The following is a 25,881-nucleotide window of genomic DNA, read 5'->3' as shown; positions in this document are numbered from 1 at the left end:
TCTTTAAATATTATTTAATAACAAAAAATGTGACTAAAAATACACATTGACAGCTTTTGAGATCTAACCAATACTAAATCGCAATTATTGAGATACACATCTCATTAATTATAAAGCGCAATAAATAATACTTACTTAAAAATACAAAATTATATAGGAAATAGACCAACATGTTCTTACTAACAAACCTCGTATCTTCGATATCAAAAATTACTCAAGATTTGGGTAATATTGTATCGGTGAACACTACTGTAACTGGTAGTTCTTCTATTGAAGGCCAGATATCAACTTCTGGTTTACTTTCAGATACTCTATCTACAGTAACAAATACTCTTACAACAACCACAACAGGCCTTGTTTCTGATGCCGTTGGTACTGTTACTGGCAGTATCGGTTCTACAAGTCCTGTAGACACAGTAACTAATATTATTGGCGGAGTAACTGGCGGTATTGATCTTGGAACTTCTCCAATTGCTCCAGTTATTGACGTTGTTCAAGGTGGTATCGACATTCTTCAGGGTGTTGAAAGCCTAAAAACTGAAATCATCAACACAGGTATCGACACTGTTGCTGATACTATCATTGGTGTCCTTCCTCAAACTGAACACCCTGTTTCTGAAATTGCTGATCTTGGCACTTTAACTTTCGAAACTTCTCGTGACACGGTAAATGGCACGCTTGAAGTCATTTCTGATCTAGTGGGTGGAGACATTCAAGGCGCAACTGAGTCTGCTACTGGTGTCGTTGAAACATTAATCACTAATGGTACAACTGCGACAGGTATTGTTACTGACGTTGTCGGAAGCATTACAGATGTCGTTGGTGGTGTAACTGGTGGCGTTGATGGCAACCCGCTTGAAGTAATTACTGACATCATCGGTGGCGTAACTGGTGGCGTTGATGGTAATCCGCTTGAAGTAATTACTGATATTATCGGTGGTGTAACTGGTGGTGTTGACGGTAATCCGCTTGAAGTAATTACTGATATTATCGGCGGCGTAACTGGCGGTATCGGTGATGGCACATCTCCAATCGCTCCAGTGATTGATGTCGTTCAAGGCGGTATTGATATTCTACAAGGTGTAGAGAGCCTAAAAACTGAGATCATCAATACTGGTATCGACGCTGTTGCTGATACTATTATTGGTATTCTTCCACAAACTGAATATCCTGTTTCAGACCTAGCAGATCTTGGCACTTTAACTTTCGAAACTTCTCGTGACACAGTAAACGGTGCACTTGAAGTTGTTTCTGATTTAGTTGGTGGTGATATTCAAGGTGCTACTGAATCTGCTACCGGTATTCTCGATACACTGATTACAAATGGCTCAACTGCTACTGGAATTATTAATAACATTATCGGCGGCGCAACAAGTGGTGATAGCCCACTTGGCGTGGTAACCGACATTATTGGTGGTGTAACTGGCGGTGTTAGTGGTAATCCTCTTGAAGTCGTGACTGACATTATCGGCGGTGTAACTGGTGGTGTTGACGGTAACCCGCTTGAAGTAATTACTGACATCATCGGTGGCGTAACTGGTGGTGTTGATGGCAACCCACTTGAAGTAATTACTGACATTATTGGCGGTGTAACTGGTGGCGTTGACGGTAACCCACTTGAAGTAATTACTGACATTATTGGCGGTGTAACTGGTGGTATCGGTGATGGAACCTCTCCAATCTCTCCAGTGATTGATGTTGTTCAAGGCGGTATTGATATCCTTCAGGGCGTAGAAAGCTTAAAAACTGAAATTATCAACACTGGCATTGATACAGTTGCAGATACAATTATCAGCATTCTTCCACAAGCAGAACATCCTGTTTCTGAACTTGCAGACCTCGGCACATTAACTTTCGAAACTTCTCGTGACACAGTAAATGGCACGCTTGAAGTCATTTCTGATCTAGTGGGTGGAGACATTCAAGGTGCTACTGAATCTGCTACCGGTATTCTCGATACGCTGATTACAAATGGCACAACTGCTACTGGCTTAGTAACAGAAATCATTGGTGGATTGACAGGAACTATTGGTGGGGTTACTGGTGGAGATAGCTCACTAGGCTTAGTCACTGATTTACTTGGCGGTTTAACTGGTAGCGTAGATGGTGATAGTCCTCTTGGCTTAGTGACCGACCTTCTAGGCGGCTTAACTGGTGGCGTTACTGGCGGTACAGACAACCCTATCGGCATCGTAACAGATATCGTGGGTAGCTTAACGGGCGGTGTGACTGGTGAAGGCGGATTAGATGTTATTTCTAATTTACTAGGTGGATTAACTGGTGGTAGCTTACTCGGTGGAGTAACGTCGACAGTATCAAGCGTAACTAATACAACGCATACTATCGTACCTACATCATTACTTACCGATAACTTCTTAGAAAACTCTTTCAATACTGTTTAATATAAGTCATTAAAATAAAGCCACTTATTACAAGTGGCTTTATTTATTAATATATCTTTAAATATTAATTCACTTCTTCCCATCTATAATATTTCTTATGCGCTAGCTCTAACATTGCATAATCATTAGGTGTATCACCATAAGCATAAATTGTAGAATACTGAGTTAAATCATATTTGTTTTTTATTCTATTTACTTTTTCTAAATAACCACAATCACCATTAATAAAATCACCTGTCAAAATACCATCACGTATTTCAAGTTGATTACATATAACTTCTAAATCTAAAGATTGGCACCAGCTTTCTAAATAAACACCTAATGATGCAGATACAACAACAATCCGATCACCTTGTTTTTTATGCCAAAGAATACGTTCCAAAGCATTTTGACGCACACAGGTAGGAAGGATATTTTTAGCAAACTCTTCCCCCATATATTTTAGGGAAGCCGCATCATAGCCCACGTATCCCACCTGACAGAGTTTAGTTCGAATAGTTTTATCGGTTACCCATCCAAGCTTATAACCCGCTATATAAGGTGCAAGTCGAATACCACCTAGTATTTGAGTTTTTTTATTTAAAGAAAATTTAAGGAATAGACTGAATGTATCGTTATGAGTGATCGTGCCATCAAAGTCAAATAAAGCTAAGTTCATTTATGATTATCTCTAATATAATTAAAAAGTTATAAATTTAGATTTTTTTAAAGTACTAAAAAACAGGCACAAAAAAACCGCTATAAAAGCGGTTAATTCTTCAAGTTGGTGCGCTCAGAGAGATTCGAACTCCCGACCCCTTAGTTCGTAGCCAAGTGCTCTATCCAGCTGAGCTATGAGCGCGTAACTTGTGTGCCTTTCAGCGATTCGTTCTATTTTACTTGGTGCGCTCAGAGAGATTCGAACTCCCGACCCCTTAGTTCGTAGCCAAGTGCTCTATCCAGCTGAGCTATGAGCGCATTAAGTAAATGGCGGTGAGAGAGGGATTCGAACCCTCGATACCAGTAATAGGTATGCTTCCTTAGCAGGGAAGTGATTTCAGCCACTCATCCACCTCACCGGAACGAGCCGCCATAATACAAACTAAAACCCTATTGTTCAAGTCATCATAGTGAAATTTTCTTATTTTTTAGTTCAATGAATTATTTTTTAAGCAATTTTCTCATTATTTTCGTCTTTTTCGATCAAACGCTTGTTAAGATAGATATTATTTCTTCATCAAAATACTGTAGTGCATAACACATTATTGCAAACCTAAACGTGCAGTTCGGGTCTGCATGACTTATGCTAAACTTATCTGCCAAGCGTGAAACCAAACGACATGACAAAAAACTGGGCTGACCCCGAAGCGAAAGCTGAAGCTGAACGTTATGACAATCCTATTCCAAGCCGTACTCTTATTTTAGATACATTGGAACAATTGCAGACACCGCAATCTCATGCAGAACTTGTCGATCATTTTAATATTCATGACCAAAAAAGTATTGAAGCACTCAGTCATCGCTTAAGTGCTATGGTTCGTGATGGTCAAATCATGAAAGACGGGTTTAAATTTCAGTTGGTGGCAGATCAACCGACCTATGAAGCAACTGTTTATATCAATAGTAAAGGTTTAGGCACAGCGCATATTGATGGTCAAAGTGACCTTTTACTTCCTGAACGTGAATTACGTTTAGTCTTTAACGGTGACCGAGTTAGAGTGCGACAGACTTCAGTTGATCGTAAAGGCAAACCTTGGGGATTTATCACAGAAGTTTTACAACATCGTGTTAAACAATTAATTGGTAAATTGTCGGTTCACGATGGTGAATATTTTATTCAGCCCAACAATCCAAATCAGCACCAACCTATTCCTTTAGAAAAAGAACTGGTAACGCATGCTGAAGCAAATGTTGGCGATATGCTACGTGTCGCAATAGATAGTTATCCGACTCGTGAAGAATTTGCGACGGCGCATATTATTCAGTCTATGGCCGACAAAGCTGATACAGAAATTATTATTCCGCAGACTATTCTTGAGTTTGGCTTACCTTACGAATTTCCAGATGAAGTTATAAAAGAAGCTGAAAGCTTTAAAGAACCATCTGCTCAAGACCGTGAAGGCCGCATTGATTTACGAGATTTAGCATTAGTTACGATCGATGGTGAAGATGCTCGAGATTTTGATGATGCGGTTTATGCAGAAAAACGTCCAGGTGGCGGTTATCGTGTAGTGGTCGCAATTGCTGATGTTAGCCATTATGTACGCTTAGACTCAGCCCTCAATGAAGAAGCTGAGGAACGTGGTACTTCGGTATACTTCCCGCATTTCGTATTACCGATGCTACCAGAGGCATTGTCAAATGGCTTATGCTCTCTAAACCCTCATGTAGACCGTTTATGTATGGTCTGTGACTTGAAACTCTCTCGTACAGGCCGTGTAACTGGTTACGATTTTTATCCATCAGTGATGCATTCAAAAGCGCGTTTGACCTATACACAGGTAGCACAATATTTTGACGGCGCAACAGATGCAATTCCAAAAGACCGTGATGTTCATAAATCGTTAAATACGCTTTTCCAGCTTTATCAGATTTTGAAAAATTTACGTGCTGATCGTCATGCAATGGAATTTGAAACCATTGAAACTTACATGACTTTTGATGAGCTAGGCGGGATTAAAGAAATTTTGCCACGTACACGTAATGAAGCACATAAACTTATTGAAGAGTGCATGTTACTTGCTAACGTTGCTGCGGCTGAATATGCATTAGAACATGATGTTCCAATGTTGTATCGCGTGCATGAAGCTCCAGAGTTTTCACGTATTCAGAAAGTAAAAGACTTTGTGAAATTACTGGGTCTACCCTTCCCTGACCAACCAACTCAAGCAGACTATCAAAGAGTAATTGAAGCAACTAAAGATCGTATTGATGCTCCTAGTATTCATGCCGTCTTATTACGCTCAATGATGCAAGCTTATTATGGCGCAAAAAATGCAGGGCACTATGGTTTGGCTTATGAAGCTTATACGCATTTCACTTCGCCAATTCGTCGTTACCCAGATTTATTATTACACCGTGCCATTAAAGCACATCTCAAACAAAAGCCTTATCCACTCTCTGGTGCTGCACTAGATGATGCAGGTGAACATTTCTCTCAAACAGAGCGCCGTGCTGATGAAGCTTCTCGTAGCGTAACAACTTGGTTGAAATGTCACTACATGCAGCAGCATCTAGGTGATGAATTCATTGGTATTGTAAGTGCGGTGACCGAATTCGGTTTATTCGTGACACTGAAAGATCTATATGTCGATGGCATGATTCATATTAGCCAACTCGGCGATGACTTCTTTATTTATGACCAAGCGAGCCAAAATCTAGTAGGTCAAAATCGTGGACAAGTCTTTGGTTTGGGCGATGAAGTTAAAATTCAGGTCGCTGGTGTCAATCTGGAAGAACGTAAAATTGACTTCAAGCTCATTAAGCAAGTTACCCATGCAGGCCGAGTAGTTCGTAGCCGTGCGCCGCGTACGACTAAAACTACTACGCAGGCGACTGAAGAAGTTTTCAGTAAACCAACTGTCAGTAGTGATGGTGAGCGACCTGTTCACAAAAAGAAAGAAAAAAGTAAGCCAAGTTCTTACACCAAAAAATCTGGTAAAAAAACCTCAGCAAAAGCCGAGACTAAATCAGAAAAGGTGAAGAAAAAATCTAAGCCTAAAAAGAAAAAGTCGAATGCAAAATCAAAGGCTGAATAGTGAGTAAATAATTATCACGTTTCAAAAATAAGTCTCCAATAGGAGGCTTATTTGTTTTTAAAAGGGGTTATTTTACACATTAAGCTTGATTTCCGACTTGAGAGGACCTACATCTAATACCATGTTTAAAAAATAATGTGGCTATTAGCAATGACTTTACAGCAAGCGACTTTACCAACTCCGCGTTTTGACCAAATTGAATTAGAAAATTTAAAACAAGACATTCAACAAGCGATCCAAGCAGGTCAGGAATTTTTAAATACTCTTACGGCTGCACCTACAGATGCAGCTCAGCAACTTGCCGTACTTGGGCAAGTCGATACGCTTGAAAATAATCTAAGTGAATCATGGGGCGTTTTATCGCATTTAAACGCTGTAATGAGCAATGCAGAAACGAGAGAAGTCTATCAATCTTTATTACCAGCATTAAGTGAATATTACACTCAGCTTGGTCAACACACGGCGCTTTATCAAACCTATCAACACATCCATGATGGTCAAGGTTATAGCTCTCTTAGCCCTGCACAGCAAAGTGCTATCCGTCTAGCTTTACGTGACTTTAAACTTTCAGGTGTAGCCTTAGAGGGTGAAGAGAAAAAACGTTATGCAGAGATTTCTGCGCGTCTTTCACAGCTTTCTTCTGATTTTTCAAACCACGTACTTGATGCAACACAAGCTTACTTTAAACCACTTACCGAAGATCAGCTAAAAGGTCTTCCAGAAAGTAATATTGAGTTATTAAAACAGTACGGCAAACAACGTGAACTTGACCAAGCTGTAGCAACCCTAGATTTCCCAGCATATTTTGCAATCATGACTTATGCAGATGACCGTGCATTGCGTGAAGAGCTTTATAGAGCTTATGTGACTCGCGCATCTGATCAGTCTGAACCAACTGAATTTGATAACAGCAAAATTATGGAAGAAATTTTGAGTCTTCGTCAGGAAATGGCGAAACTACTTGGTTTCAATAACTATGCTGAATATTCTCTTGCAAGCAAAATGGCACCGGACGTAAAAACAGTACATGAGTTTTTGGTTGACCTAGCAGAGCATGCGCGTGCTCCTGCGCTTCAAGAAGTTGCCGAACTTCAAGAAATTGCTAAACAAGATGGTGTTGATGAGCTTAAACCTTGGGATACAACTTACTATTCTGAAAAACTTAAACAACAACAATTCAACTTATCTCAAGAAGCATTAAAACCTTATTTCCCTGCACCTAAAGTTATTCAGGGATTATTCCAGATTGTGCAGCGTCTATACGGCATTAACATTATTGAAAGACAAGCACCTGTCTGGCATCCAGATGCACGTTATTTTGAATTAGAAGACCAAGGTCAAGTGATTGGTGGCTTCTTCTTTGACATCTATGCACGTACAGGCAAACGTGGTGGCGCATGGATGAATGGCTTCCGCTCGCGCATGCAAACACTTCATGGCTTACAAAAACCAATTTGCTATATGGTGTGTAACTTTACTCCTCCAGTAGGTGACCAACCTGCTTTATTGACTCATGACGAAGTGATTACTTTGTTCCATGAGTTCGGACATGGTTTACATCATATGTTGACCGAAGTAGATAATATCTCGGTTGCAGGAACTCATGGTGTTGCTTGGGATGCAGTAGAATTACCAAGCCAGTTTATGGAATTCTGGTCATGGGATAAAGAAAGCCTAGATGTATTAAGTGAACACATCGATAGTAAACAGACTTTGCCACAAGAATTACTAGATGCTTTATTAAATGCTCGATTCTTCCAATCTGGTATGCAAACTTTACGTCAGCTTGAATTTGCATTATTTGACTTGACCATTCACACAAAAACGCCAGCCCTTAACAGTGAGCAAATTCAGCAAACCTTAGACGATATTCGTAAGCAATATGCGGTCGTTCCTACTGTCGACTACAACCGTTTCCAACATAGTTTTAGTCATATTTTTGCTGGCGGTTATGCCGCAGGTTATTACTCTTACAAATGGGCAGAAGTCTTAGCGAGCGATGCATTTGATCGTTTTGAAAATGAAGGCATTTTTAACACTCAAACGGGTAAAGAATTCCGTCAGGCAATTCTAGCTGTGGGTGGAAAAGACACTGCGCTTGAGGCATTTGTGAATTTCCGTGGACGCGAGCCTAAAATTGACGCATTGTTACGTCATCAAGGTTGGACGAATGACAACAAAACCGCTTAAACTATGGGCCTAAATTGATCGTGTGGTTAGGGTGATAAAGATGAAAAAACGTTTCATTGCTGGGGCAAAATGTCCAAAATGTGAAGCCATAGATCGGATTATCATGCTAACCACCGCAGAAGACGAATGGATTGAATGTATCGAATGCGGTTATAGCGAAAATCGTCCGACTCATGTTGATGAGCCTGAAACACCTGCTGAACCGGATGAAATTGGGGTAATACAGTTCAAGCCACGTCGTCCCGACTAAAGGTCTTAAACATGCCACTACAAAGAAAACAAAACTCAAAATTATTATGGATTTTAATTGGGGGCTTAAGCATTCTCGTAGTGCTTTTTTTTGCAGCGCAATGGTTTTTTAAAAAAACCGAGTCGTCAGCACCACTGGTTGATCCACAACCTGTCTCGACTCCTGCTCCTGCTAAACCGAAACCAGCTGAGCCATTACCAAGTTCTGAACCCTTAGCTGAAAATGCAAGCTCTCAGCAACTTGTCAGTGAAAATGTGCTTAAAGAGCCTGTCCCAGCACAAGAGTCTTTAGCAAAAGAAGAAGTATCTAAACTTGAAGATATTCATCGGCAGCTAAAAGATCAGGAAGCCACCTTAAAAGCTCAGCATGCAGATGCGGATCAACTAACTAAACTCAAAGAAGAACAAGTTAAATTGCTTGAAGCTCAGCTTAAACAGCAATAGTTTTTCAATGAACTCTTAAAAAAAGCTAAAGCTGTACATCTTTAGCTTTTTTGGCCGGATTTAAATAATTCTAATCATCTTGTTCTAAATTTACTCAATCTACTTATTAAAAAAGCCCTCCATTTAGGAAGGCTTTTTTTGTATAACCAATACTTTGATTTAAGTTATTTATACCAATCGAATAACTTAAATACATATGGCACATAAGTCACTAATACCAATGATGAGAACAAGACAATAATTGGTAGCAACCAGCGCTCATAACGGAAGTAGAAGCTTGTATATTTCTCTTTCGCTTCAGCATCAGCAGCATTCACTTCATCATCTCCGACGGACAACCGCGTAAGTAGATGGTTCAAGGCAACTGGTGGTGTTACGTAACCAAATTCGAATGCAACCAACACAATCATCCAGAAATGAATTGGATGGATACCATTTTCGTATGCTACAGGTGCAATAGTTGCAGCAACTAAAATTACAGCACCAAATGGATCTGTACACATACCAATAATGGCAAGTAATAGCGCAATACATGCAAGTGAAATGTAAATACTGCCCAAATGAGTCGGTAATAATTCGACCACTTCAGAGCGTTCAATTAAACCACCTACACTTGCAGACAATGCCATCAAGATAATTAAAGCACCGATATGACCTACAGTTTCTGAGGTCGCAAATCGAAGTGCTCCACCAAAACCAAGACGGTATTGAGAGCTATGCGGATCATGTGCACGCAAGAATGGTGATTTTTGTTCGTGTTCACGAACAATCGCTTCATGAATATTGATTGCAGGCGCTTCTTTGGTCGCAACCAATTTGTCGTACAAGATCATTGCGATCAGAACTAATGGCAAAATTACTGGTGCAGTAAACTCGTTCATTCCTGTATCTAATGCATATTTATAGATCGCAAGAACAACAGCAGTGATCAGAATGTATGGAATTACAGGTACAAAGGCACGCATCATGCCCGGAATCGCAACTTTTGGTGAATTCACACGGAATTTTTCTTCAGCTAAAAGTAGTGAAACACCCAAGAAAATAAATGCAGTTAACCAAAATACATAAATACCATGCCCAAATAGCTCATCCGACGTAACATGACGGCTATCAAGCATTGCAATTAAAACGACCAGTAGACATGGACGTACAACTACCCCTAAAGAACCTGACATTGCAGACACAGCCAAAGCATATTGACGGCGAGCACCCGCATTCCAGACTTCTTTATAAATAATTGCACCTGCTGCGATAACGAAAATACCTGATGCACCTGTATAAGCTGTTGGTACAGCAGCAGCAATTAGAATTAACCAAGTTAAGGTTTCTGGTGCCAAGTTCCATGGACGAAGCACATTAAGGAACAAGTCCATAACGCGTGTTTGAGTTAAAAGCATACCTGCCCAAATAAACAAGGCAAGGTTTAAGAAGATACCCGAGAACTCAACCAATAAACCAAGGTAAATACCTTGCCCCATTGGGTAATCCATAAAGAACGTAAATACGATGCCTGTAATTAACGCCATGTAAGCATATAGAGGCACCGATAGTAAGGCTAAACCTATATTACCGCCTTCACGTTTTGGTGGAGGTGAAACAAATAATTGATACAAACTAATTAAAGTCAGAACAACAAATAGAATCATCCACATCCAGTAAATCGTTACTGTTTCATAGGTAGGTGTTACCCCAGAATTTATGACGGAACGATACTGACTAATGACAGAGGTACTAAGTAGTGCATTACCAATCAACATAAACAGGGAATATACTTTGTAATCTATTTTTGTTGCCGGATTACGCAAACCAATATGGTGATATTTCAACGATGCAGTAATCGCAGAAATCAAAACCATAAAGACCAGTAAAATGGCACGGTTCTCTGTACCAAATTTAAAAATACCGAAGAAACCTGTCTCGATAGCACGGTAAGTACGTACCCCTGGGTTAGCTTCGATATATTTAATAGTTTTATCATACGCCTGATATTTTTCATCACATTGTTGCTTTGCTGCGAGTAGTGATGCACGGACATCACTTTCCGATGCTGCACCAAAGAAACTCGCGAAATCATCAGACGCGTTCGCTTTCATTTGTTCTTTTACTTGAGCCTCGATATTTGGATGTCGATCACAAGTTGGCTTTTCAGGCTCAGCACGCAAAAAAGAATATTGCATACCTGTAGCAGGGTCGCCATAAAGACGTTCCCCGATACGTAATAATTGTCCGTGGATCATTTCCCCGGTACCAATAATTAGCGTCATTAATAGCAGAATGAGGATGACGAATGTTGAGATCCATTCGTTCCAGATATAACCCAGCAGACCTAATCCAGATCTTTTTTCTTGATGTTCTTGCATAAATATTCCAATTTTGTTCTCTCAAATCCCTAAAAAATAAGGACTTGAGTCATGCAATTTTTCTTGGTCAGGGGTTAAATCCATCCCCCTTCTACCAATCCCTTTATTCAACGATCAAATTTGCATCAAACTTTGTTAATAAAGAATGACTAAAATCTCTTTTTTAACAGTTTGTATTGTCAATGTTTCTTTTTTAATCTCTGGAAAATCCAATAACATCCTCCAAAGATTGCTCCACCAATTGCCCCATATAGATGAGCTTCAGTTAAAACTGGACTCCCTATTAGTTGAGCAGTTCCTGTTTGTCCAAAAGTGTTTTCCCATATGAGTTTGGCAATAATTAACCCTAAAACCAGCAAAGCAAAATTTCGCTCTTTACGATATTGCAGATAGACCAAAGCAACCGCTGTATATAGTCCATGTAAGACACCAGACAGACCTGCGTAAGCTTCGATATAAGGTAAATAAAAGTAGAACACCAAACTAATAAAGGGTGGCAACAGCAAAAGTAGACTTAGAAGATGCCATGCTTTTGTATGTGGAAAAATAAAGGGTAAACAAGCGAATGCCATCATATTTAAAAGGAAATGAACCCATCCAACATGTACCCAATGTGCAGTCCACAAACGCCAGAATTCGCCAAGTAAACTTTCGCGCCAATAAATAAAAGTATCAGGAAACACCTGTAGACATGCAGATATGGAAATGCACACTGCGACCAAAAGCACTTTACTATTCAGTACATGATCCTTCATGGCACACTCCTTGAAATTAAACTTCTTACAATTATTGTAGAACTTAACAATAGACTCGCAAGAAGTTAGTCTTTCAAATATTCTTACTGCGCTGCTGGTGGAGCAGATGAATCCGCAGGAACCTCTGAAGCGGCGCCCCCATCAAACAACTCATCTAGCTCTGCTGCACCTTCATTTTTATCATCCCAGAAATGAGACATACCATCATCTCCGGTACGTACACCAGTATGCTCAGTCCAGTAACGGTCAGAGATACCACGTACAATAAGACCAGCCATACTATCGATTAACTTAAAGTTCGGATTGACAGGTTTGTCATCAGCTTGTGATGCTGCATAGGTTCTTAATGCATCACGGATTTTTGCATCATCGCCGCTTGCTTGAGCAGCTACAGCATATAAGGCATGAGATAGGCGAACACCTTTTTTCTCACCAATCTGAATTGACTGTTTTAAAGTTTGGTACGGATCAGGTTTCCCTTCATCAGCACCTGGCAATAAAGTCCAGATAACAGCACGCGTTGCGTTAGGTGCGCCCCAGAATTTTTCATTATCTAGACAAACCATGCCACGCTCTACAATAGCAGCGATATCTTTAGGAACATTGACTGCGCCGCCTGAGTTAATATCGTTGGTCACAGCCTGAAGACCACTGATCATGCCAAGTAAATAAACGGTTTGATCAGTGTCATTACGCATCGTTGGGCAAGAGTCACCTAAGTGATATTTATATTTAGATTCCCAACGATCGGCAAATAACTTATAGCCTGTATACTGACGTTCAGCTGCAATTGCTGCCCAACGCTTCTGTGCAATACGTGCATCTTGGGCTTCTGTTACCTGCCCTGCTTTTGAAGCACGTAAATAACGAAGTTCTTGTTCTAAAGCTTGATTTTCCGCACATACACCTGATGCTGCATACATTAATACTGCAACACGTGTCGGATCTGCACCCATCCCTTTGGTAGACATGATTGCAGGCGTTAACGCACTACCGGTATTACATACCATTTCAGCATCTTGCATTGCCAAAATAGGTGGAACGACGTGCTTTTCCGTAAAACCTAGAGCAACATTTGCTCCGGTTTTCACGACGTATGAACAACCTGATAAAACTGAAGCTGCAAGAAAACTTACCGCCAAACCTTGGCTTATTTTTTGGACTTTAGACATCTTCCTGTCCTCTATGTAATTTGTTTTTTCCTTTTCAGATGTACATTAGCAGATGCATATCTTGAATAAAAGAGTAATTACTCTAATTGTAGCGCTTATACTTTGACACACTTCACAGCAGATAAAATTGACAGTTTTTCGAGGAAACACAAATTTTAGGCAAAAAAAAGTAGCATTGCGACGGTTCAGCACATGCTACTTATTAACTGGGATAAGCTTTTAACGGCTTATATTATTTTTGTTCTATATAATCCTTAAGTAAAGTTCCTGCTCTTCCTACTACTACAGCCATAACGACTGCAATTAACAGAAACATCCACATTGAAATCTCCATGAGAGACCTCCTTACTACAATCGCACCCAGTTATAAACTGGACACTTGATGAAATTAATCGATTAACCAATTTTAATAATTGACTGATCGACGACCTTGCATCCTCTGTCTCTTAACCTTGTTAAAACTAACTTTGTTAAGATGTTCCCTGAGTAAAGTTCCTGCTCTTCCTATCACCACTGCCAGAATTATGGCAATGACCAAGAACGACCATGTTGGCATCTCCATTTTGAGACCTCCGACACACTTTACGTTGGTGTTTGTACTTTAACCGATCAAATAGCTACCCATAGGTGAAATTGTCAGACAATTGGCTTTCATTGGCTTTTTTCTATATTTTAATTAGACAATCCGACGTTTAATGAAGAAAAAAATTATTAAGTTTTTGTTTTTTATAATTTTTAAATAAATATACAATTGTAGAATTGTCTAACAATTAATAGATCTTTTCAAAGACTTTTAATCTTTTCCACTGCTGAATAGGAAGCTGATCGAACCAAACAATAGCTATGTTCGTAGGAGTTTCTTCAAGATAAATAACTACAAATAACTGATAATCAATTATTTTAGTAATTTCCGCGCGGTAAATTTCTTTTTTCGAGAAATATGCAACCGACCATAATTTTTGATCTAAATATTCAATTTGAGATATTTGTGCTTGCTTTAAAAAGAAAATAAAACCAATAAATAGAAGAATGACAGCACATAGCCACCATATCGGCGTTAATAACTGATAAAGCAAAATTGCTAAACCCAAACCAACAAAAAGCTGAAATATTACCGAGACACGGCTATATTTCAGCTCAAAATTTAATTCTTTTATCAAAACAGTTTAGCCATGCACATACTGTTTTAGTTTATAAATAAATTCACGTAACTCAGTACGTGGAGGTTCAGAAACTTCCATGAACCAATCTAATAAATCTGGATCTTCTTGATCAACCAACTCTGCAAATAATGCTTTTTCAGCCGGATCAGCTTTTAAATAATAATTTTTTACATACGGGTCAAAATAGACGTCAATTTCTTTTAAGCCGCGGCGTGCTCGATAAATTACTTTACGTTCTTCCAAGGTCATTTCGTCAGACATTTAGGTCCCCATCTGCGTTGATAGTGCGCCTAGTTTACCTGATCACATCCTAAAGATCGCTAAAAATATCAAATTGACCAAATTTATCATCTTGTCTGCATAATTGAGCATTCATCACATTGTGAGGCATGAAATGCTTACGTATGTTTAGGGTATAACATCACACCTGAACCAAGGAAGAAATACAAATGCAATCTGGTGCCATCCGTCCTATTCCAAATATGTTACCAAGACAATTATTCAATGAAGAACACGAAGCCTTCCGTGAGACAGTGCGTAAATTCTATGAAAAGGAAGTCGTTCCCAATATAGAGAAATATGAAAAACAGCAACATGTTGACCGAGATCTTTGGAATAAAGCTGGAGAACTGGGTCTTCTTTGCACCACAATGCCCGAGGAATATGGTGGCTCTGGGGTAGATCGCCTATACAGTATGATTCTTATTGAAGAACAAGCGTATGCGATGGACTCAAGTACTGGTTTTTCTCTACATTCCGATATTGTTGCTAATTACGTTAATAATTTTGGTAATGAAGATCAAAAACAAAAATGGTTACCCAAAATGGCAACTGGAGAAGTTGTTACTGCTATTGCAATGACGGAACCAGGCACTGGTTCAGATTTACAAGCGGTAAGAACAACCGCCGTACTTGATGGTGATGAATATGTCATTAATGGCTCTAAAATTTTTATTACGAATGGCTACTTATGCGACATGGCAGTAGTCGTTTGTAAGACTGGTAATAGTGACAAAGGTTCTGCGAACTTATCCTTAATTATTGTAGAAGCAAATCGTGCTGGTTTTAGTAAAGGTAAACCTCTAAACAAAATTGGTATGAAAGGCCAAGATACCTGCGAACTCTTCTTTGATAACGTTCGTGTTCCTAAAGAAAATCTTTTAGGCATGGAAGGTATGGGTTTTATCATGCTCATGAAAGAATTAGCATGGGAACGAATGTTAGTTGCTATTATTTGTCAGGCAGGTGCTGAAGCAGCATTTGCACATACTGTTCAATATACAAAAGATCGTAAAGCATTTGGTAAACCTATTGGCGCATTTCAAAATACGCGCTTCAAACTTGCGGAACTCAGAACAGAAATCGATTTCTGCCGGACATATTTAGATCGTTGTATGGAATTACAACTTGAAGAAAAATTGAGTGTAGAAGCTGCCGCAGCTGCTAAATATAAAATTTCTGATATGTTCTCGAAGATTGTAGATGAATGTCTTCAATTACATGGTGGTTATGGCTATATGCTTGAATATCCAATTGCACGTGCATACATTGATCATCGAGCAAATCGAATTTATGCAGGTACAAATGAAATCATGAAAGAATTAATTTCAAGAACACTTTAATAGTTTCATAAAAAAAGGGGCATTACGCCCCTTTTCTTATTTCATACGAATTAAGATACTAATTTTGGTTTACGCTCATTTGCTTCAGAACGCTTATGGAAATGAAGAATGCCATCTTCAAATTTTGCATTTTTCAAAGACTTTCTATCTTCTAAATAGTTATTAGTCACCTGCCATGGAGCACGCTTACCTTGTTTAGGAAGTTCATGTGCTGCACGGTTAATATAACCTGAAGATAATTTACCCATTACAGTATCTTCTTCCATCACAGTCTTATCACCCGATGGAATCACTTCATCATAACTATTTTTGTCCATATAGTTTAATAAGCGACAAATATATTCGGCAGCGATATCTACTTTGAGTGTCCATGAGGCATTCACATAGCCAATAATCATAGCCATATTCGGCACATCACTTAGCATTATGCCGTTATAAAGCATATGTTCAGATGAGTTGATTGGTTTCCCATCAAGAGTAGCCTGAACTCCCCCCATAATCTGAACTTGTAGTCCTGTTGCAGAAACAACTATATCAGCATCAAGATGTTTACCAGATTTAAGTAAAATACCTTTTTCAGTAAATTTCTCGATCTGATCAGTTTCTACACTTGCTTTGCCTTCACGTAAAATCTTAAACAAGTCCCCATCTGGCACTACACATAAACGCTGATCCCAAGGATTGTATGAAGGTGTAAAATGCTTCATATCAACCTTACCTTTAAGCTGTACTTCAATTGCTTTTAAAAGTAAACGACGTACAGTTTTAGGATGTTTCTGAGAAAGCGCATAAATAGCGCGCTGCATACCAATGTTGCGGGCACGGGTAAATTTATAAGCTGCCTCTTCAGACATAAATTTACGCGTTTTTTCATAGATGAAATCGATAGAAGGAACGCTAGCAATATACGTTGGTGAACGCTGCAACATGGTCACATGACCTGCCCCACCTTTAGCCATTGCTGGTACTAAAGTAATCGCTGTTGCACCACTACCAATAATAACCACCTTCTTACCTGTGTAATCTAAGTTTTCAGGCCAATGCTGTGGATGAATGAGTTGCCCTTTAAATGCTTCTTGATTTGGGAAAGAAGGCGCATAACCCTGATCATAATTATAGTAACCTGTACAACCTACAACAAAGTTGGCAATCCAAGTCTGCTGCTTTTTATTGCTATCTTCGACTACAACCTGCCATTTTTTTGAAGCCGAATCATAATTAGCAGAAAGTACGCGATGACCAAAATGAATTTTTTCTTTTAATTTAAATTCATTAATTACTTCACCTAAATATCCTTTAATAGAAGCACCATCAGCTAATACATTCGCTTTACACCATGGCTTAAAGTTGAAACCAAAAGTAGACATATCTGAATCTGAACGGATACCAGGATAACGGAAAAGATCCCATGTTCCACCAAAAGACTCACGACGTTCTAAAATCTCGAATTGTCTTTGAGGTGAATTTTTTGACAAATGGGCAGCGATTCCGATTCCTGAAATACCTGCGCCAATGATTAAAATATCAACTTGCTTTTCCATTTTATTTTTATACCCATTGTTGAGAATATAAGTTTATTAAAACACAATTTTGACAATACACAATGTCAAGTTTGACCGTTTATCTGCTTTTTTATGTCACTTGAGGACATTTTTATAATTTATTTTGTGACTAGAAATAAAAAAGACCGGTATAAAACCGGTCTTTTTTGAATAAAATCAATTATTCAGCTGAAGTGTTTACTTCACGATCTACAAGCTCAACGTAAGCCATCGGTGCTGCATCACCAGCACGGAAGCCCGCTTTAAGAACACGTAGATAACCGCCGTTACGTTCTTTGTAACGAGGGCCGAGTACGGTAAATAATTTACCAACAGTTGCAGCATTACGAGTACGAGCAAATGCTAAACGACGATTTGCTACAGTATCGTTTTTTGCTAGAGTGATTAAAGGCTCAGCAACACGACGTAATTCTTTAGCTTTAGGCACAGTTGTTTTGATCAACTCGTGTTCAAATAAAGAATTAGCCAAGTTTTGGAACATCGCTTTACGATGGCTGCTTGTACGGCCTAATTTCACACCACTATTACGATGACGCATGGTGATAGTCCTACTTAATTAACGGCTACGATAGGCAAAACGGTCGTCCATACGAAGACTAGCTGGTGGCCAGTTTTCAAGACGCATACCGAGTTGTAAGCCTTTCGATGCCAAAACATCTTTGATCTCTGTTAACGATTTTTTACCAAGGTTAGGAGTTTTTAACAACTCAACTTCAGTACGTTGAACAAGATCACCAATGTAGTAAATATTTTCTGCTTTCAAACAGTTAGCAGAACGAACAGTAAGCTCTAGATCATCTACTGGGCGAAGCAAGATTGGGTCAACTTCTTCACGAGGCTCTTGAGCAACTGGAGTTTGGTCTTTCTGAAGATCAACAAAAATTGCAATTTGTTGTTGCAAGATTGTTGCCGCTTTACGGATTGCTTCTTCAGGATCAACCGTTCCATTTGTTTCGAGGTCGATTACCAGTTTATCTAAATCGGTACGTTGTTCTACACGCGCATTTTCAACGGTGTAAGAAACACGTTTAATCGGGCTATAAGAAGCATCTAATTGCAAACGACCCACAGGACGTGTTTCACCTTCAGGGAAACGAGAATCAGATGTTTCATAACCACGACCTTGAGCAACTTTCAAGCGCATTTTTAATGAGCCTGAAGCACTTAAAGTACCGATTAAATGTTCTGGGTTAACCACTTCAACATTATGAGGTAAACGAAGGTCAGCAGCAGTAATATCGCCAGGACCTTGTTTTTCTAATGTTAAATATGCTTCATTTTGATCGAACAGCTTAATAGACAATCCTTTTAGGTTCAGCAAGAGCTCGACGATGTCCTGCTGCAAGCCTTCTAAAGTACTGTACTCGTGCTCGACACCTTCTATTTCTACTTCAACCACAGCAGCGCCAGGTAAAGAAGACAATAGAATGCGACGTAAAGCATTACCTAGAGTGTGGCCAAAACCACGCTCTAAAGGTTCTAGAATCACTTTTGCCGAGGTCCCGCTTACCGCTTCGACCTTGATCGCTTGCGGAGTTAGAAACTCGTTTGCAGTACGCGTCATTATTGCTACCTCAAGGATTATTTAGAATACAATTCTACAATCAAGCTTTCGTTGATTTCAGCAGGTAAATCAGAACGATCTGGTGCAGCTTTAAACGTACCTTCAAGCTTAGAATGATCAACTTCGATCCAAGCTGGAATACCACGTTGTGCAGCTAACTCAATCGCGTTTTTAATACGCAATTGTTGTTTAGCACCTTCGTGAACCGCAATTACATCACCAGCTTTAACTTGAATAGATGCGATGTTTACACGACGACCATTCAAAGTAATGCTACGGTGACTTACTAACTGACGAGCTTCTGCACGTGTAGAACCAAAACCCATGCGATAAACAACGTTATCAAGACGGCTTTCAAGCAATTTCAACAAGTTCTCACCTGTTGCGCCTTTAACACGAGCTGCTTCTTTATAGTAGTTACTAAATTGACGTTCTAACACACCGTAAATACGACGGACTTTTTGTTTTTCACGTAATTGTAGCGAATACTCAGATTGCTTACCACCGCGTGCCTGACCATGTTGACCAGGTGCTTTGTTAGCTTTTTTAGTTTTGACGTCAAATGGTTTAACGCCAGATTTAAGTTGCAGGTCTGTCCCTTCGCGGCGAGAGAGTTTGCATTTTGGACCAATATAACGAGCCATGAATGTTTCTCCTTACACGCGACGTTTTTTAGGTGGACGGCAACCGTTGTGAGGAATTGGAGTCACATCGGTAATGCTGTTAATCTTATAACCCACTGCGCCTAATGCACGAACCGCAGACTCACGACCTGGACCAGGACCTTTTACAAGGACGTCCAGATTTTTCAAACCGTAATCTAAAGCTGCTTTACCAGCAACTTCAGCAGCTACCTGAGCAGCAAACGGAGTTGATTTACGTGAACCACGGAAGCCTTGTCCACCAGAGGTGGCCCAAGCCAATGCATTACCTTGACGATCAGTAATCGTAACAATGGTGTTATTAAAAGACGCGTGAATGTGTGCAACACCTTCAGAGACGGTACGAGTGACCTTCTTGCGTGTGCGAGTATCTTTAGCCATCTTTTAGCTTCCAGAAATCTTACTTTTTAATCGGTTTGCGCGGACCTTTACGGGTACGTGCGTTAGTTTTGGTGCGTTGACCACGGACAGGCAAGCTGCGACGATGGCGAAGGCCGCGGTAGCAACCCAAATCCATTAAACGTTTAATGTTCATGGAAATTTCGCGACGTAAGTCACCTTCGGTAGGAACCTTAGCAACTTCTGCACGAATCGCATCAAGCTGAGCATCGTCCAACTCACGGATCTTAGTAGTTTCAGTAATACCAACTGCAGCTAAGATATTCTTAGCAGTGTGGCGACCGATACCAAAGATGTAAGTGAGGGAGATAACAGCATGCTTGTTATCCGGAATGTTTACACCGGCAATACGAGCCATTCACTTTCTCCAAAAAGGCAGTAGAGATAATCAACCGCCCCACAAAAATCTTGAGGGGCGGATATTAACCCAATTCGCCTACTGAAATCAACAGGTCTTGATTAGATTAACCTTGACGCTGCTTATGACGAGGTTCTGCGCTACAAATTACGCGAATAACCCCATTACGACGGATAACTTTACAGCTACCACAAATTTTCTTTACAGAAGCTTGTACTTTCATGATGAAACCTCTAAGTGCGCTTATCCCTTAGGATGAGCAGTCGTTTTTCTCATTAATGTTTGATTGTCATATTGATGAGATGTTAAATGCGCTTGTAGCTGAGCCATAAAGTCCATAACCACGACAACTACGATCAATAATGAGGTACCACCCAAATAGAATGGAATCCCAAAAGAGCTTTGTAGAATCATTGGCATTAAACAAATGACCGTAATATAAATCGCACCAATAAACGTCAAACGATTAAGAATATGATCTAAGTAACGAGCAGTTTGCTCACCTGGGCGAATACCAGGCACATAAGCTCCGCTGCGTTTTAGATTTTCTGATACTTCCTTAGGGCTAAATACTAAAGCCGTATAAAAGTAACAGAAAAAGATAATTAACGCACCAAAGAGCACCAAATACAAAGGCTGTCCAGGCGACAATACTAAAGCTAAATCTTGTAAGCTGCTTTTAATAAAACCAGCATTTGGATCTGCACTTCCCACCCATTGACCAAGACTTGCTGGGAACAAGAGTAAAGAACTTGCAAAAATCGCAGGAATAACACCAGCCATATTGATTTTTAATGGCAAATGCGTCTGCTGTGCTGTAAATATACGACGTCCTTGTTGCTTTTGCGCATAGTTTACTGGAATGCGACGTTGTGCTTTCTCAATAAACACAATAGCTGCCAATACACCTAAAGACAAAAGACCAAAGATTACAAGACCAATTAAACTTGTCTGACCATTATCTACAGAAGAAACTGATTGCATAATTAGTTTAGGCAAACCAGCAACAATACCTGCAAAAATAATCATTGAGATACCGTTACCAATACCTCTTTCAGTGATTTGCTCACCTAGCCACATTAAGAACATAGTTCCAGCGACAAGGGAAGTTACTGCTGGGATATAAAATGCAAGACCAACTGACAGAGTAATACCCTGTCCAATCAAACCTGCACACATACCAACTGCTTGAACCACTGCAAGCAACAATGTGCCCTGACGCGTATACTGATTAATTTTACGCTTACCTTGCTCACCTTCCTTTTTCAAGGCTTCAAGTGATGGAATTACAGTAGACATTAACTGCACAATAATTGACGCAGAAATGTACGGCATAATCCCTAAAGCAAGAATAGACATTCGCTCTAAAGCACCGCCAGAAAACATATTGAATAGCCCAAGAATAGTTCCTTGGTTCGCATGAAATAAATTTTCTAACGCAGCATTATTAATGCCTGGTACTGGAATATGCGCTCCTAGTCGAAAGACCAGCAATGCACCGATTAGAAAACTCATCCGGCGAATAATTTCACGGTATTTCACATGAAATGGCTGACCTTTCATCATGTTGACATGACCTGAAGAACTAGGAGACATAGACACTCGAGATTACTCCTCGACTTTACCGCCAGCTGCTTCAATCGCAGCTTTAGCGCCTTTAGTCAATGCAACACCTTGAACAGTGAATGCACGAGTGATTTCACCAGAAAGTACGATACGAGCACGAATTTGGTCACGACGAACAACATTCGCAGCTTTCAAAGTTTCTAGGCTAACGATGTCGCCTTCAACTTTGCTTAACTCAGATAAACGTACTTCAGCAGTTTTTAAAGCGATTTGGCTAGTGAAACCGAATTTAGGTAAACGACGATAAATCGCAGTTTGACCGCCTTCAAAGCCTGGACGAACGCCACCACTTTTACGTGATTTTTGACCTTTGACACCACGGCCACCAGTCTTACCAACGCCAGAACCGATACCACGGCCTAAACGACGGTGTTCACGTTTTGCACCTTCTGCAGGCGCAAGTTCATTTAAACGCAGAGTCATGGCTTATTCCTCTACACTAACCATATAGTAGACTTTGTTGATCATACCGCGGTTAGAAGGCGTATCTTGCACTTCTACAGTATGACCAATACGACGCAGACCTAAACCTTGTAAGCAAAGCTTGTGATTTTTCAAGCGATGTGAAGAAGATTTAGTCTGGGTAACTTTAATCGTTTTCATGATTGATTACCCTTGAATTTCTTCTACTGATTTACCACGTTTCGCAGCGACTTTCTCAGGAGAAGTCATATCACGCAAACCTTTAAAAGTTGCGTTTACTACGTTTGCAGCATTAGTAGAACCATAACATTTAGCAAGTACGTTATGTACACCTGCAGCTTCTAGAACGGCACGCATTGCGCCACCAGCGATTACGCCAGTACCTTCAGAAGCAGGTTGCATATATACACGGCTTGCACCATGACGAGCATTCACAGGGTGTTGTAAAGTAGTACCTGCAAGGTCTACAGTAATCATGTTGCGACGTGCAGCTTCAAGTGCTTTAGAAATAGCAGCTGGAACTTCACGAGCTTTACCACGACCAAAACCAACACGACCATTACCATCACCCACAACAGTTAATGCTGTGAAAGAGAAGATACGACCACCCTTAACAACTTTGGCTACACGATCAACGGCAACCAGCTTTTCAACAAGACCTTCGTTTTGTTCAACTTTAGCCATGATTAGAACTCCAAGCCGTTTTCACGAGCAGCATCAGCCAAGGCTTTGATACGACCATGATATTTAAAACCAGAACGGTCAAATGCAACTTTAGTTACACCAGCTGCTTTCGCACGCTCTGCGATTAAAGCGCCTACTTTAGTAGCCGCGTCTACATTACCTGTAGTACCGCTACGTAAAGATGCATCCAAAGTTGAAGCTTGCGCTAAAACTTTGCCACCATCTGCTGAAATAACTTGAGCATAGATGTGACGCGGAGTGCGGTTTACACACAAACGAGTCGCACCCAATGCACGAATGTGCAAGCGTGTGCTTTTCGCACGACGCAAACGGGATTGTTTCTTTTCGTTCATAAGAACCTCGCGCCTTATTTCTTCTTAGCTTCTTTACGAAGAATGACTTCATCCGAATAACGAACACCTTTACCTTTATATGGTTCAGGAGAACGATATGCACGGATTTCTGCCGCTACTTGACCTAACAACTGCTTGTTTGCTGATTTCAAAATGATTTCAGTAGCAGTTGGAGTTTCCGCTGTTACACCTTCAGGTAAAGCGTAGTCAATTGGGTGTGAAAAACCAAGGTTAAGGTTTACAACAGTACCTTTAACCGCAGCTTTATAACCAACACCAACTAGCTGCAACTTACGTTCGAAGCCTTCACTAACCCCTTTCACAAGGTTATTCAATACAGCGCGAGCAGTACCAGCTTGCATCCAAGCATCTTTCGATTCTTTAACTGGAGCAAGTTGAAGTTTACCTTCTTCCTGTTTTAGCTCGACCAGCGCATGCAGGTTGAAAGACAATGTACCTTTGCTGCCTTTCACTTCGACCTGCCGGCCGTTCTGAGTAACTGCTACACCATTAGGTACAGTTACTGGGGCTTTAGCCACACGAGACATGAGGAATCACCTATTAAGAAACAAAAGCAATAACTTCACCACCAACGCCCGCAGCACGTGCAGCGCGATCAGTCATGATGCCTTTGCTTGTAGAAACAATTGCAATACCTAAACCTTGCTTAACGCTTGGAAGTTTATCTTTACCACGGTATTGGCGAAGACCTGGACGGCTTACGCGTTTAACCATTTCGATAACTGGTTTGCCTTCGAAATATTTTAAAGTAATTGTCAAAGTAGATTTTGTCTCTTCTTGAGCAACTTCTACATTTGAAATATAACCTTCTTGTTGAAGTACGTTTGCAATTGCAACTTTCAACTTAGAAGAAGGCATAGAAACAGTTTGTTTCTTAGCCATTTGTGCGTTACGAACACGTGTTAGCATGTCGGCAACGGTATCTTGCATACTCATTTAGTCGCTCCTTACCAGCTTGCCTTAACAACGCCTGGTACATCACCCTGCATTACTGTGTCACGTAATTTGTTACGGCTTAAACCGAACTTACGGAAGTAACCATGAGGACGACCAGTTAAACCACAACGGTTACGAAGACGTACCGGAGATGCATTACGTGGCAATGCTTGTAACTTTAACATCGCTTCGAAACGCTCTTCTTCACTTGCATTTACGTTTGCAATCGTAGCTTTTAATTCAGCACGTTTTGCAGCGTATTTAGCAACTGTTTTTTCGCGTTTCAATTCGCGATTAATCATACCTTTCTTAGCCATATCGACCTCTTATTTGAACGGGAAGCCGAATGCACGCATAAGCGCACGGCCTTCGTCATCGGTGCGAGCAGTCGTAGTAATAGTAATATCCATACCACGAATACGATCAATCTTATCGAAATCGATTTCAGGGAAAACGATTTGCTCTTTCAAACCCATTGAGTAGTTACCACGACCATCAAATGATTTCGAAGAGAAACCACGGAAGTCACGGATACGAGGGATTGCGATTGAGATCAAACGGTCCAAGAATTCGTACATTTGGTCGCCACGTAAAGTAACTTTACAACCAATCGGCCAACCATCACGGATTTTGAAACCAGCGATAGATTTACGAGCAAGTGTAATTACTGGTTTTTGACCAGCAATTAATTGCATGTCGACTACAGCGCCATCTAATAATTTCTTATCAGTTGCAGCTGCGCCTACACCCATGTTTAGGGTAATTTTTGTGATGCGTGGAATTTCCATCACGTTCTTAATGCTAAGTTCTTCTTGTAACTTCGCTTTAAGTTCTTCGTTGTAACGTGCTTTAAGTCTGGCCATTGCCTTTTCAACCTATTACTTCGCTACCGCCACTGATTCACCATTTGATTTATAAACGCGAGTTTTCACGCCATCAATCACTTGGTAACCAACACGGTCAGCCTTCTGGGTTGTAGCATTTAAAATTGCCACGTTTGAAATATGAAGCGAAGCTTCTTGAGTAACGATACCGCCTTCAGCGCCAGTTACACGATTCGGCTTTTGATGCTTCTTCACTAAGTTAAGGCCTTCAACCTTAACGCGGTCTTCAGAAACAGACAATACAGTACCCTGTTTGCCTTTTTCTTTACCTGCGATCACGATAACTTGATCGCCTTTTTTAATCTTAGCCATGAT

General features: G+C 40.2%; 29 protein-coding genes and 3 tRNA genes. 6 read left to right on the top strand and 26 right to left on the bottom strand.

The window, feature by feature from the left end; all coding sequences use genetic code 11:
* Nucleotides 1-170: 170 nt before the first annotated feature.
* Entirely contained in the window at nucleotides 171-2,402 is a 2,232-nt protein-coding gene (locus MKL51_RS03770) for a beta strand repeat-containing protein (RefSeq protein WP_032006493.1), read from the top strand.
* A gap of 64 nt (nucleotides 2,403-2,466) precedes the next feature.
* Here MKL51_RS03770 and MKL51_RS03765 read toward each other — a convergent pair whose 3' ends face one another.
* The 4 genes from MKL51_RS03765 to MKL51_RS03750 form a co-directional block, all read right to left on the bottom strand.
* Nucleotides 2,467-3,060: an HAD-IB family hydrolase gene (locus MKL51_RS03765; protein ID WP_017481663.1), complete on the bottom strand. Its 594-nt coding sequence runs from the start codon at nucleotides 3,058-3,060 to the stop codon at nucleotides 2,467-2,469.
* A gap of 106 nt (nucleotides 3,061-3,166) precedes the next feature.
* Nucleotides 3,167-3,243, bottom strand: a tRNA-Arg gene (locus MKL51_RS03760).
* A 39-nt stretch (nucleotides 3,244-3,282) separates the two neighbouring features.
* Nucleotides 3,283-3,359, bottom strand: a tRNA-Arg gene (locus MKL51_RS03755).
* A gap of 10 nt (nucleotides 3,360-3,369) precedes the next feature.
* A tRNA-Ser gene (locus MKL51_RS03750) sits at nucleotides 3,370-3,460 on the bottom strand.
* A gap of 261 nt (nucleotides 3,461-3,721) precedes the next feature.
* Between MKL51_RS03750 and rnr the strand changes: the two genes are divergently transcribed.
* From rnr to MKL51_RS03730, 4 genes are all read left to right on the top strand, one after another.
* Nucleotides 3,722-6,139 carry a ribonuclease R gene (rnr, locus tag MKL51_RS03745; RefSeq protein ID WP_017481664.1) on the top strand — a complete coding sequence of 806 codons (2,418 nt, stop codon included), beginning with the start codon at nucleotides 3,722-3,724 and terminating at the stop codon, nucleotides 6,137-6,139.
* A 135-nt stretch (nucleotides 6,140-6,274) separates the two neighbouring features.
* Nucleotides 6,275-8,329, top strand: a complete 2,055-nt coding sequence (locus MKL51_RS03740; RefSeq protein WP_017481665.1) for a M3 family metallopeptidase — start codon at nucleotides 6,275-6,277, stop codon at nucleotides 8,327-8,329.
* Between the two features lie 40 nt (nucleotides 8,330-8,369).
* Nucleotides 8,370-8,579, top strand: a complete 210-nt coding sequence (locus tag MKL51_RS03735) for a YheV family putative zinc ribbon protein (RefSeq protein ID WP_005067296.1) — start codon at nucleotides 8,370-8,372, stop codon at nucleotides 8,577-8,579.
* A gap of 11 nt (nucleotides 8,580-8,590) precedes the next feature.
* Nucleotides 8,591-9,022, top strand: a complete 432-nt coding sequence (locus MKL51_RS03730; protein WP_005067294.1) for a hypothetical protein — start codon at nucleotides 8,591-8,593, stop codon at nucleotides 9,020-9,022.
* A 164-nt stretch (nucleotides 9,023-9,186) separates the two neighbouring features.
* Here the strand turns inward: MKL51_RS03730 and MKL51_RS03725 are convergent, their stop codons facing one another.
* The 5 genes from MKL51_RS03725 to MKL51_RS03705 form a co-directional block, all read right to left on the bottom strand.
* Complete coding sequence (locus MKL51_RS03725) at nucleotides 9,187-11,382, bottom strand: TRAP transporter large permease subunit (RefSeq protein WP_005067292.1); 2,196 nt, start codon at nucleotides 11,380-11,382, stop codon at nucleotides 9,187-9,189.
* 179 nt (nucleotides 11,383-11,561) lie between these two features.
* The gene (rrtA, locus tag MKL51_RS03720; RefSeq protein ID WP_005067290.1) at nucleotides 11,562-12,137 is read right to left on the bottom strand and encodes a rhombosortase; all 576 of its coding nucleotides are present in this window, start codon (nucleotides 12,135-12,137) and stop codon (nucleotides 11,562-11,564) included.
* Between the two features lie 83 nt (nucleotides 12,138-12,220).
* Entirely contained in the window at nucleotides 12,221-13,309 is a 1,089-nt protein-coding gene (locus MKL51_RS03715) for a hypothetical protein (protein ID WP_005067288.1), read from the bottom strand.
* A gap of 770 nt (nucleotides 13,310-14,079) precedes the next feature.
* Nucleotides 14,080-14,469 carry a hypothetical protein gene (locus MKL51_RS03710; RefSeq protein ID WP_017481666.1) on the bottom strand — a complete coding sequence of 130 codons (390 nt, stop codon included), beginning with the start codon at nucleotides 14,467-14,469 and terminating at the stop codon, nucleotides 14,080-14,082.
* Between the two features lie 6 nt (nucleotides 14,470-14,475).
* The gene (locus MKL51_RS03705) at nucleotides 14,476-14,733 is read right to left on the bottom strand and encodes an FAD assembly factor SdhE (RefSeq protein ID WP_002117064.1); all 258 of its coding nucleotides are present in this window, start codon (nucleotides 14,731-14,733) and stop codon (nucleotides 14,476-14,478) included.
* 188 nt (nucleotides 14,734-14,921) lie between these two features.
* On the opposite strand from MKL51_RS03705, the gene MKL51_RS03700 reads away from it, so the two are divergent.
* On the top strand, nucleotides 14,922-16,094 hold the full coding sequence (locus tag MKL51_RS03700; RefSeq protein WP_017481668.1) for an acyl-CoA dehydrogenase family protein: 1,173 nt from the start codon (nucleotides 14,922-14,924) through the stop codon (nucleotides 16,092-16,094).
* A gap of 50 nt (nucleotides 16,095-16,144) precedes the next feature.
* Here MKL51_RS03700 and MKL51_RS03695 read toward each other — a convergent pair whose 3' ends face one another.
* The 17 genes from MKL51_RS03695 to rplX form a co-directional block, all read right to left on the bottom strand.
* Nucleotides 16,145-17,635, bottom strand: a complete 1,491-nt coding sequence (locus MKL51_RS03695) for a flavin-containing monooxygenase (RefSeq protein WP_002116796.1) — start codon at nucleotides 17,633-17,635, stop codon at nucleotides 16,145-16,147.
* Between the two features lie 181 nt (nucleotides 17,636-17,816).
* Nucleotides 17,817-18,194 carry a 50S ribosomal protein L17 gene (gene rplQ, locus MKL51_RS03690; RefSeq protein ID WP_002049717.1) on the bottom strand — a complete coding sequence of 126 codons (378 nt, stop codon included), beginning with the start codon at nucleotides 18,192-18,194 and terminating at the stop codon, nucleotides 17,817-17,819.
* An 18-nt stretch (nucleotides 18,195-18,212) separates the two neighbouring features.
* Complete coding sequence (locus tag MKL51_RS03685; RefSeq protein ID WP_002116730.1) at nucleotides 18,213-19,220, bottom strand: DNA-directed RNA polymerase subunit alpha; 1,008 nt, start codon at nucleotides 19,218-19,220, stop codon at nucleotides 18,213-18,215.
* Between the two features lie 17 nt (nucleotides 19,221-19,237).
* Nucleotides 19,238-19,864 (bottom strand): 30S ribosomal protein S4, encoded by a 627-nt coding sequence (rpsD, locus tag MKL51_RS03680; protein ID WP_000135204.1) that lies wholly within the window; start codon nucleotides 19,862-19,864, stop codon nucleotides 19,238-19,240.
* 12 nt (nucleotides 19,865-19,876) lie between these two features.
* Nucleotides 19,877-20,263, bottom strand: a complete 387-nt coding sequence (gene rpsK, locus MKL51_RS03675; protein ID WP_001040166.1) for a 30S ribosomal protein S11 — start codon at nucleotides 20,261-20,263, stop codon at nucleotides 19,877-19,879.
* Between the two features lie 19 nt (nucleotides 20,264-20,282).
* Nucleotides 20,283-20,639: a 30S ribosomal protein S13 gene (rpsM, locus tag MKL51_RS03670; protein WP_000090815.1), complete on the bottom strand. Its 357-nt coding sequence runs from the start codon at nucleotides 20,637-20,639 to the stop codon at nucleotides 20,283-20,285.
* Between the two features lie 106 nt (nucleotides 20,640-20,745).
* Nucleotides 20,746-20,862 (bottom strand): 50S ribosomal protein L36, encoded by a 117-nt coding sequence (rpmJ, locus tag MKL51_RS03665; RefSeq protein ID WP_000867907.1) that lies wholly within the window; start codon nucleotides 20,860-20,862, stop codon nucleotides 20,746-20,748.
* Between the two features lie 20 nt (nucleotides 20,863-20,882).
* Entirely contained in the window at nucleotides 20,883-22,202 is a 1,320-nt protein-coding gene (gene secY / locus MKL51_RS03660; protein ID WP_014207743.1) for a preprotein translocase subunit SecY, read from the bottom strand.
* Nucleotides 22,203-22,247: 45 nt separating this feature from the next.
* Nucleotides 22,248-22,688 (bottom strand): 50S ribosomal protein L15, encoded by a 441-nt coding sequence (gene rplO, locus MKL51_RS03655; protein ID WP_002116985.1) that lies wholly within the window; start codon nucleotides 22,686-22,688, stop codon nucleotides 22,248-22,250.
* A gap of 3 nt (nucleotides 22,689-22,691) precedes the next feature.
* Nucleotides 22,692-22,868 (bottom strand): 50S ribosomal protein L30, encoded by a 177-nt coding sequence (gene rpmD / locus MKL51_RS03650; protein ID WP_000849088.1) that lies wholly within the window; start codon nucleotides 22,866-22,868, stop codon nucleotides 22,692-22,694.
* A gap of 6 nt (nucleotides 22,869-22,874) precedes the next feature.
* Nucleotides 22,875-23,372 carry a 30S ribosomal protein S5 gene (rpsE, locus tag MKL51_RS03645; RefSeq protein ID WP_001141025.1) on the bottom strand — a complete coding sequence of 166 codons (498 nt, stop codon included), beginning with the start codon at nucleotides 23,370-23,372 and terminating at the stop codon, nucleotides 22,875-22,877.
* Nucleotides 23,373-23,374: 2 nt separating this feature from the next.
* Nucleotides 23,375-23,725 carry a 50S ribosomal protein L18 gene (gene rplR / locus MKL51_RS03640; RefSeq protein ID WP_002049741.1) on the bottom strand — a complete coding sequence of 117 codons (351 nt, stop codon included), beginning with the start codon at nucleotides 23,723-23,725 and terminating at the stop codon, nucleotides 23,375-23,377.
* A 14-nt stretch (nucleotides 23,726-23,739) separates the two neighbouring features.
* A complete protein-coding gene (rplF, locus tag MKL51_RS03635; protein WP_002116801.1) occupies nucleotides 23,740-24,273 on the bottom strand; it encodes a 50S ribosomal protein L6 in 534 nt (177 codons plus the stop codon).
* Between the two features lie 13 nt (nucleotides 24,274-24,286).
* Nucleotides 24,287-24,682: a 30S ribosomal protein S8 gene (rpsH, locus tag MKL51_RS03630; protein ID WP_002049732.1), complete on the bottom strand. Its 396-nt coding sequence runs from the start codon at nucleotides 24,680-24,682 to the stop codon at nucleotides 24,287-24,289.
* A gap of 11 nt (nucleotides 24,683-24,693) precedes the next feature.
* Complete coding sequence (gene rpsN, locus MKL51_RS03625; RefSeq protein WP_002049689.1) at nucleotides 24,694-24,999, bottom strand: 30S ribosomal protein S14; 306 nt, start codon at nucleotides 24,997-24,999, stop codon at nucleotides 24,694-24,696.
* Nucleotides 25,000-25,008: 9 nt separating this feature from the next.
* Nucleotides 25,009-25,545, bottom strand: a complete 537-nt coding sequence (gene rplE, locus MKL51_RS03620; RefSeq protein WP_002116961.1) for a 50S ribosomal protein L5 — start codon at nucleotides 25,543-25,545, stop codon at nucleotides 25,009-25,011.
* A gap of 15 nt (nucleotides 25,546-25,560) precedes the next feature.
* Nucleotides 25,561-25,878: a 50S ribosomal protein L24 gene (rplX, locus tag MKL51_RS03615; protein ID WP_002116820.1), complete on the bottom strand. Its 318-nt coding sequence runs from the start codon at nucleotides 25,876-25,878 to the stop codon at nucleotides 25,561-25,563.
* Nucleotides 25,879-25,881: the final 3 nt, after the last annotated feature.

Source organism: Acinetobacter sp. AOR18_HL (assembly GCF_027855145.1).
Classification (GTDB): domain Bacteria; phylum Pseudomonadota; class Gammaproteobacteria; order Pseudomonadales; family Moraxellaceae; genus Acinetobacter; species Acinetobacter pittii.
The sequence above is the reverse complement of the archived record's forward strand: the minus strand, read 5'-3'. Positions and strand labels throughout refer to the sequence as shown.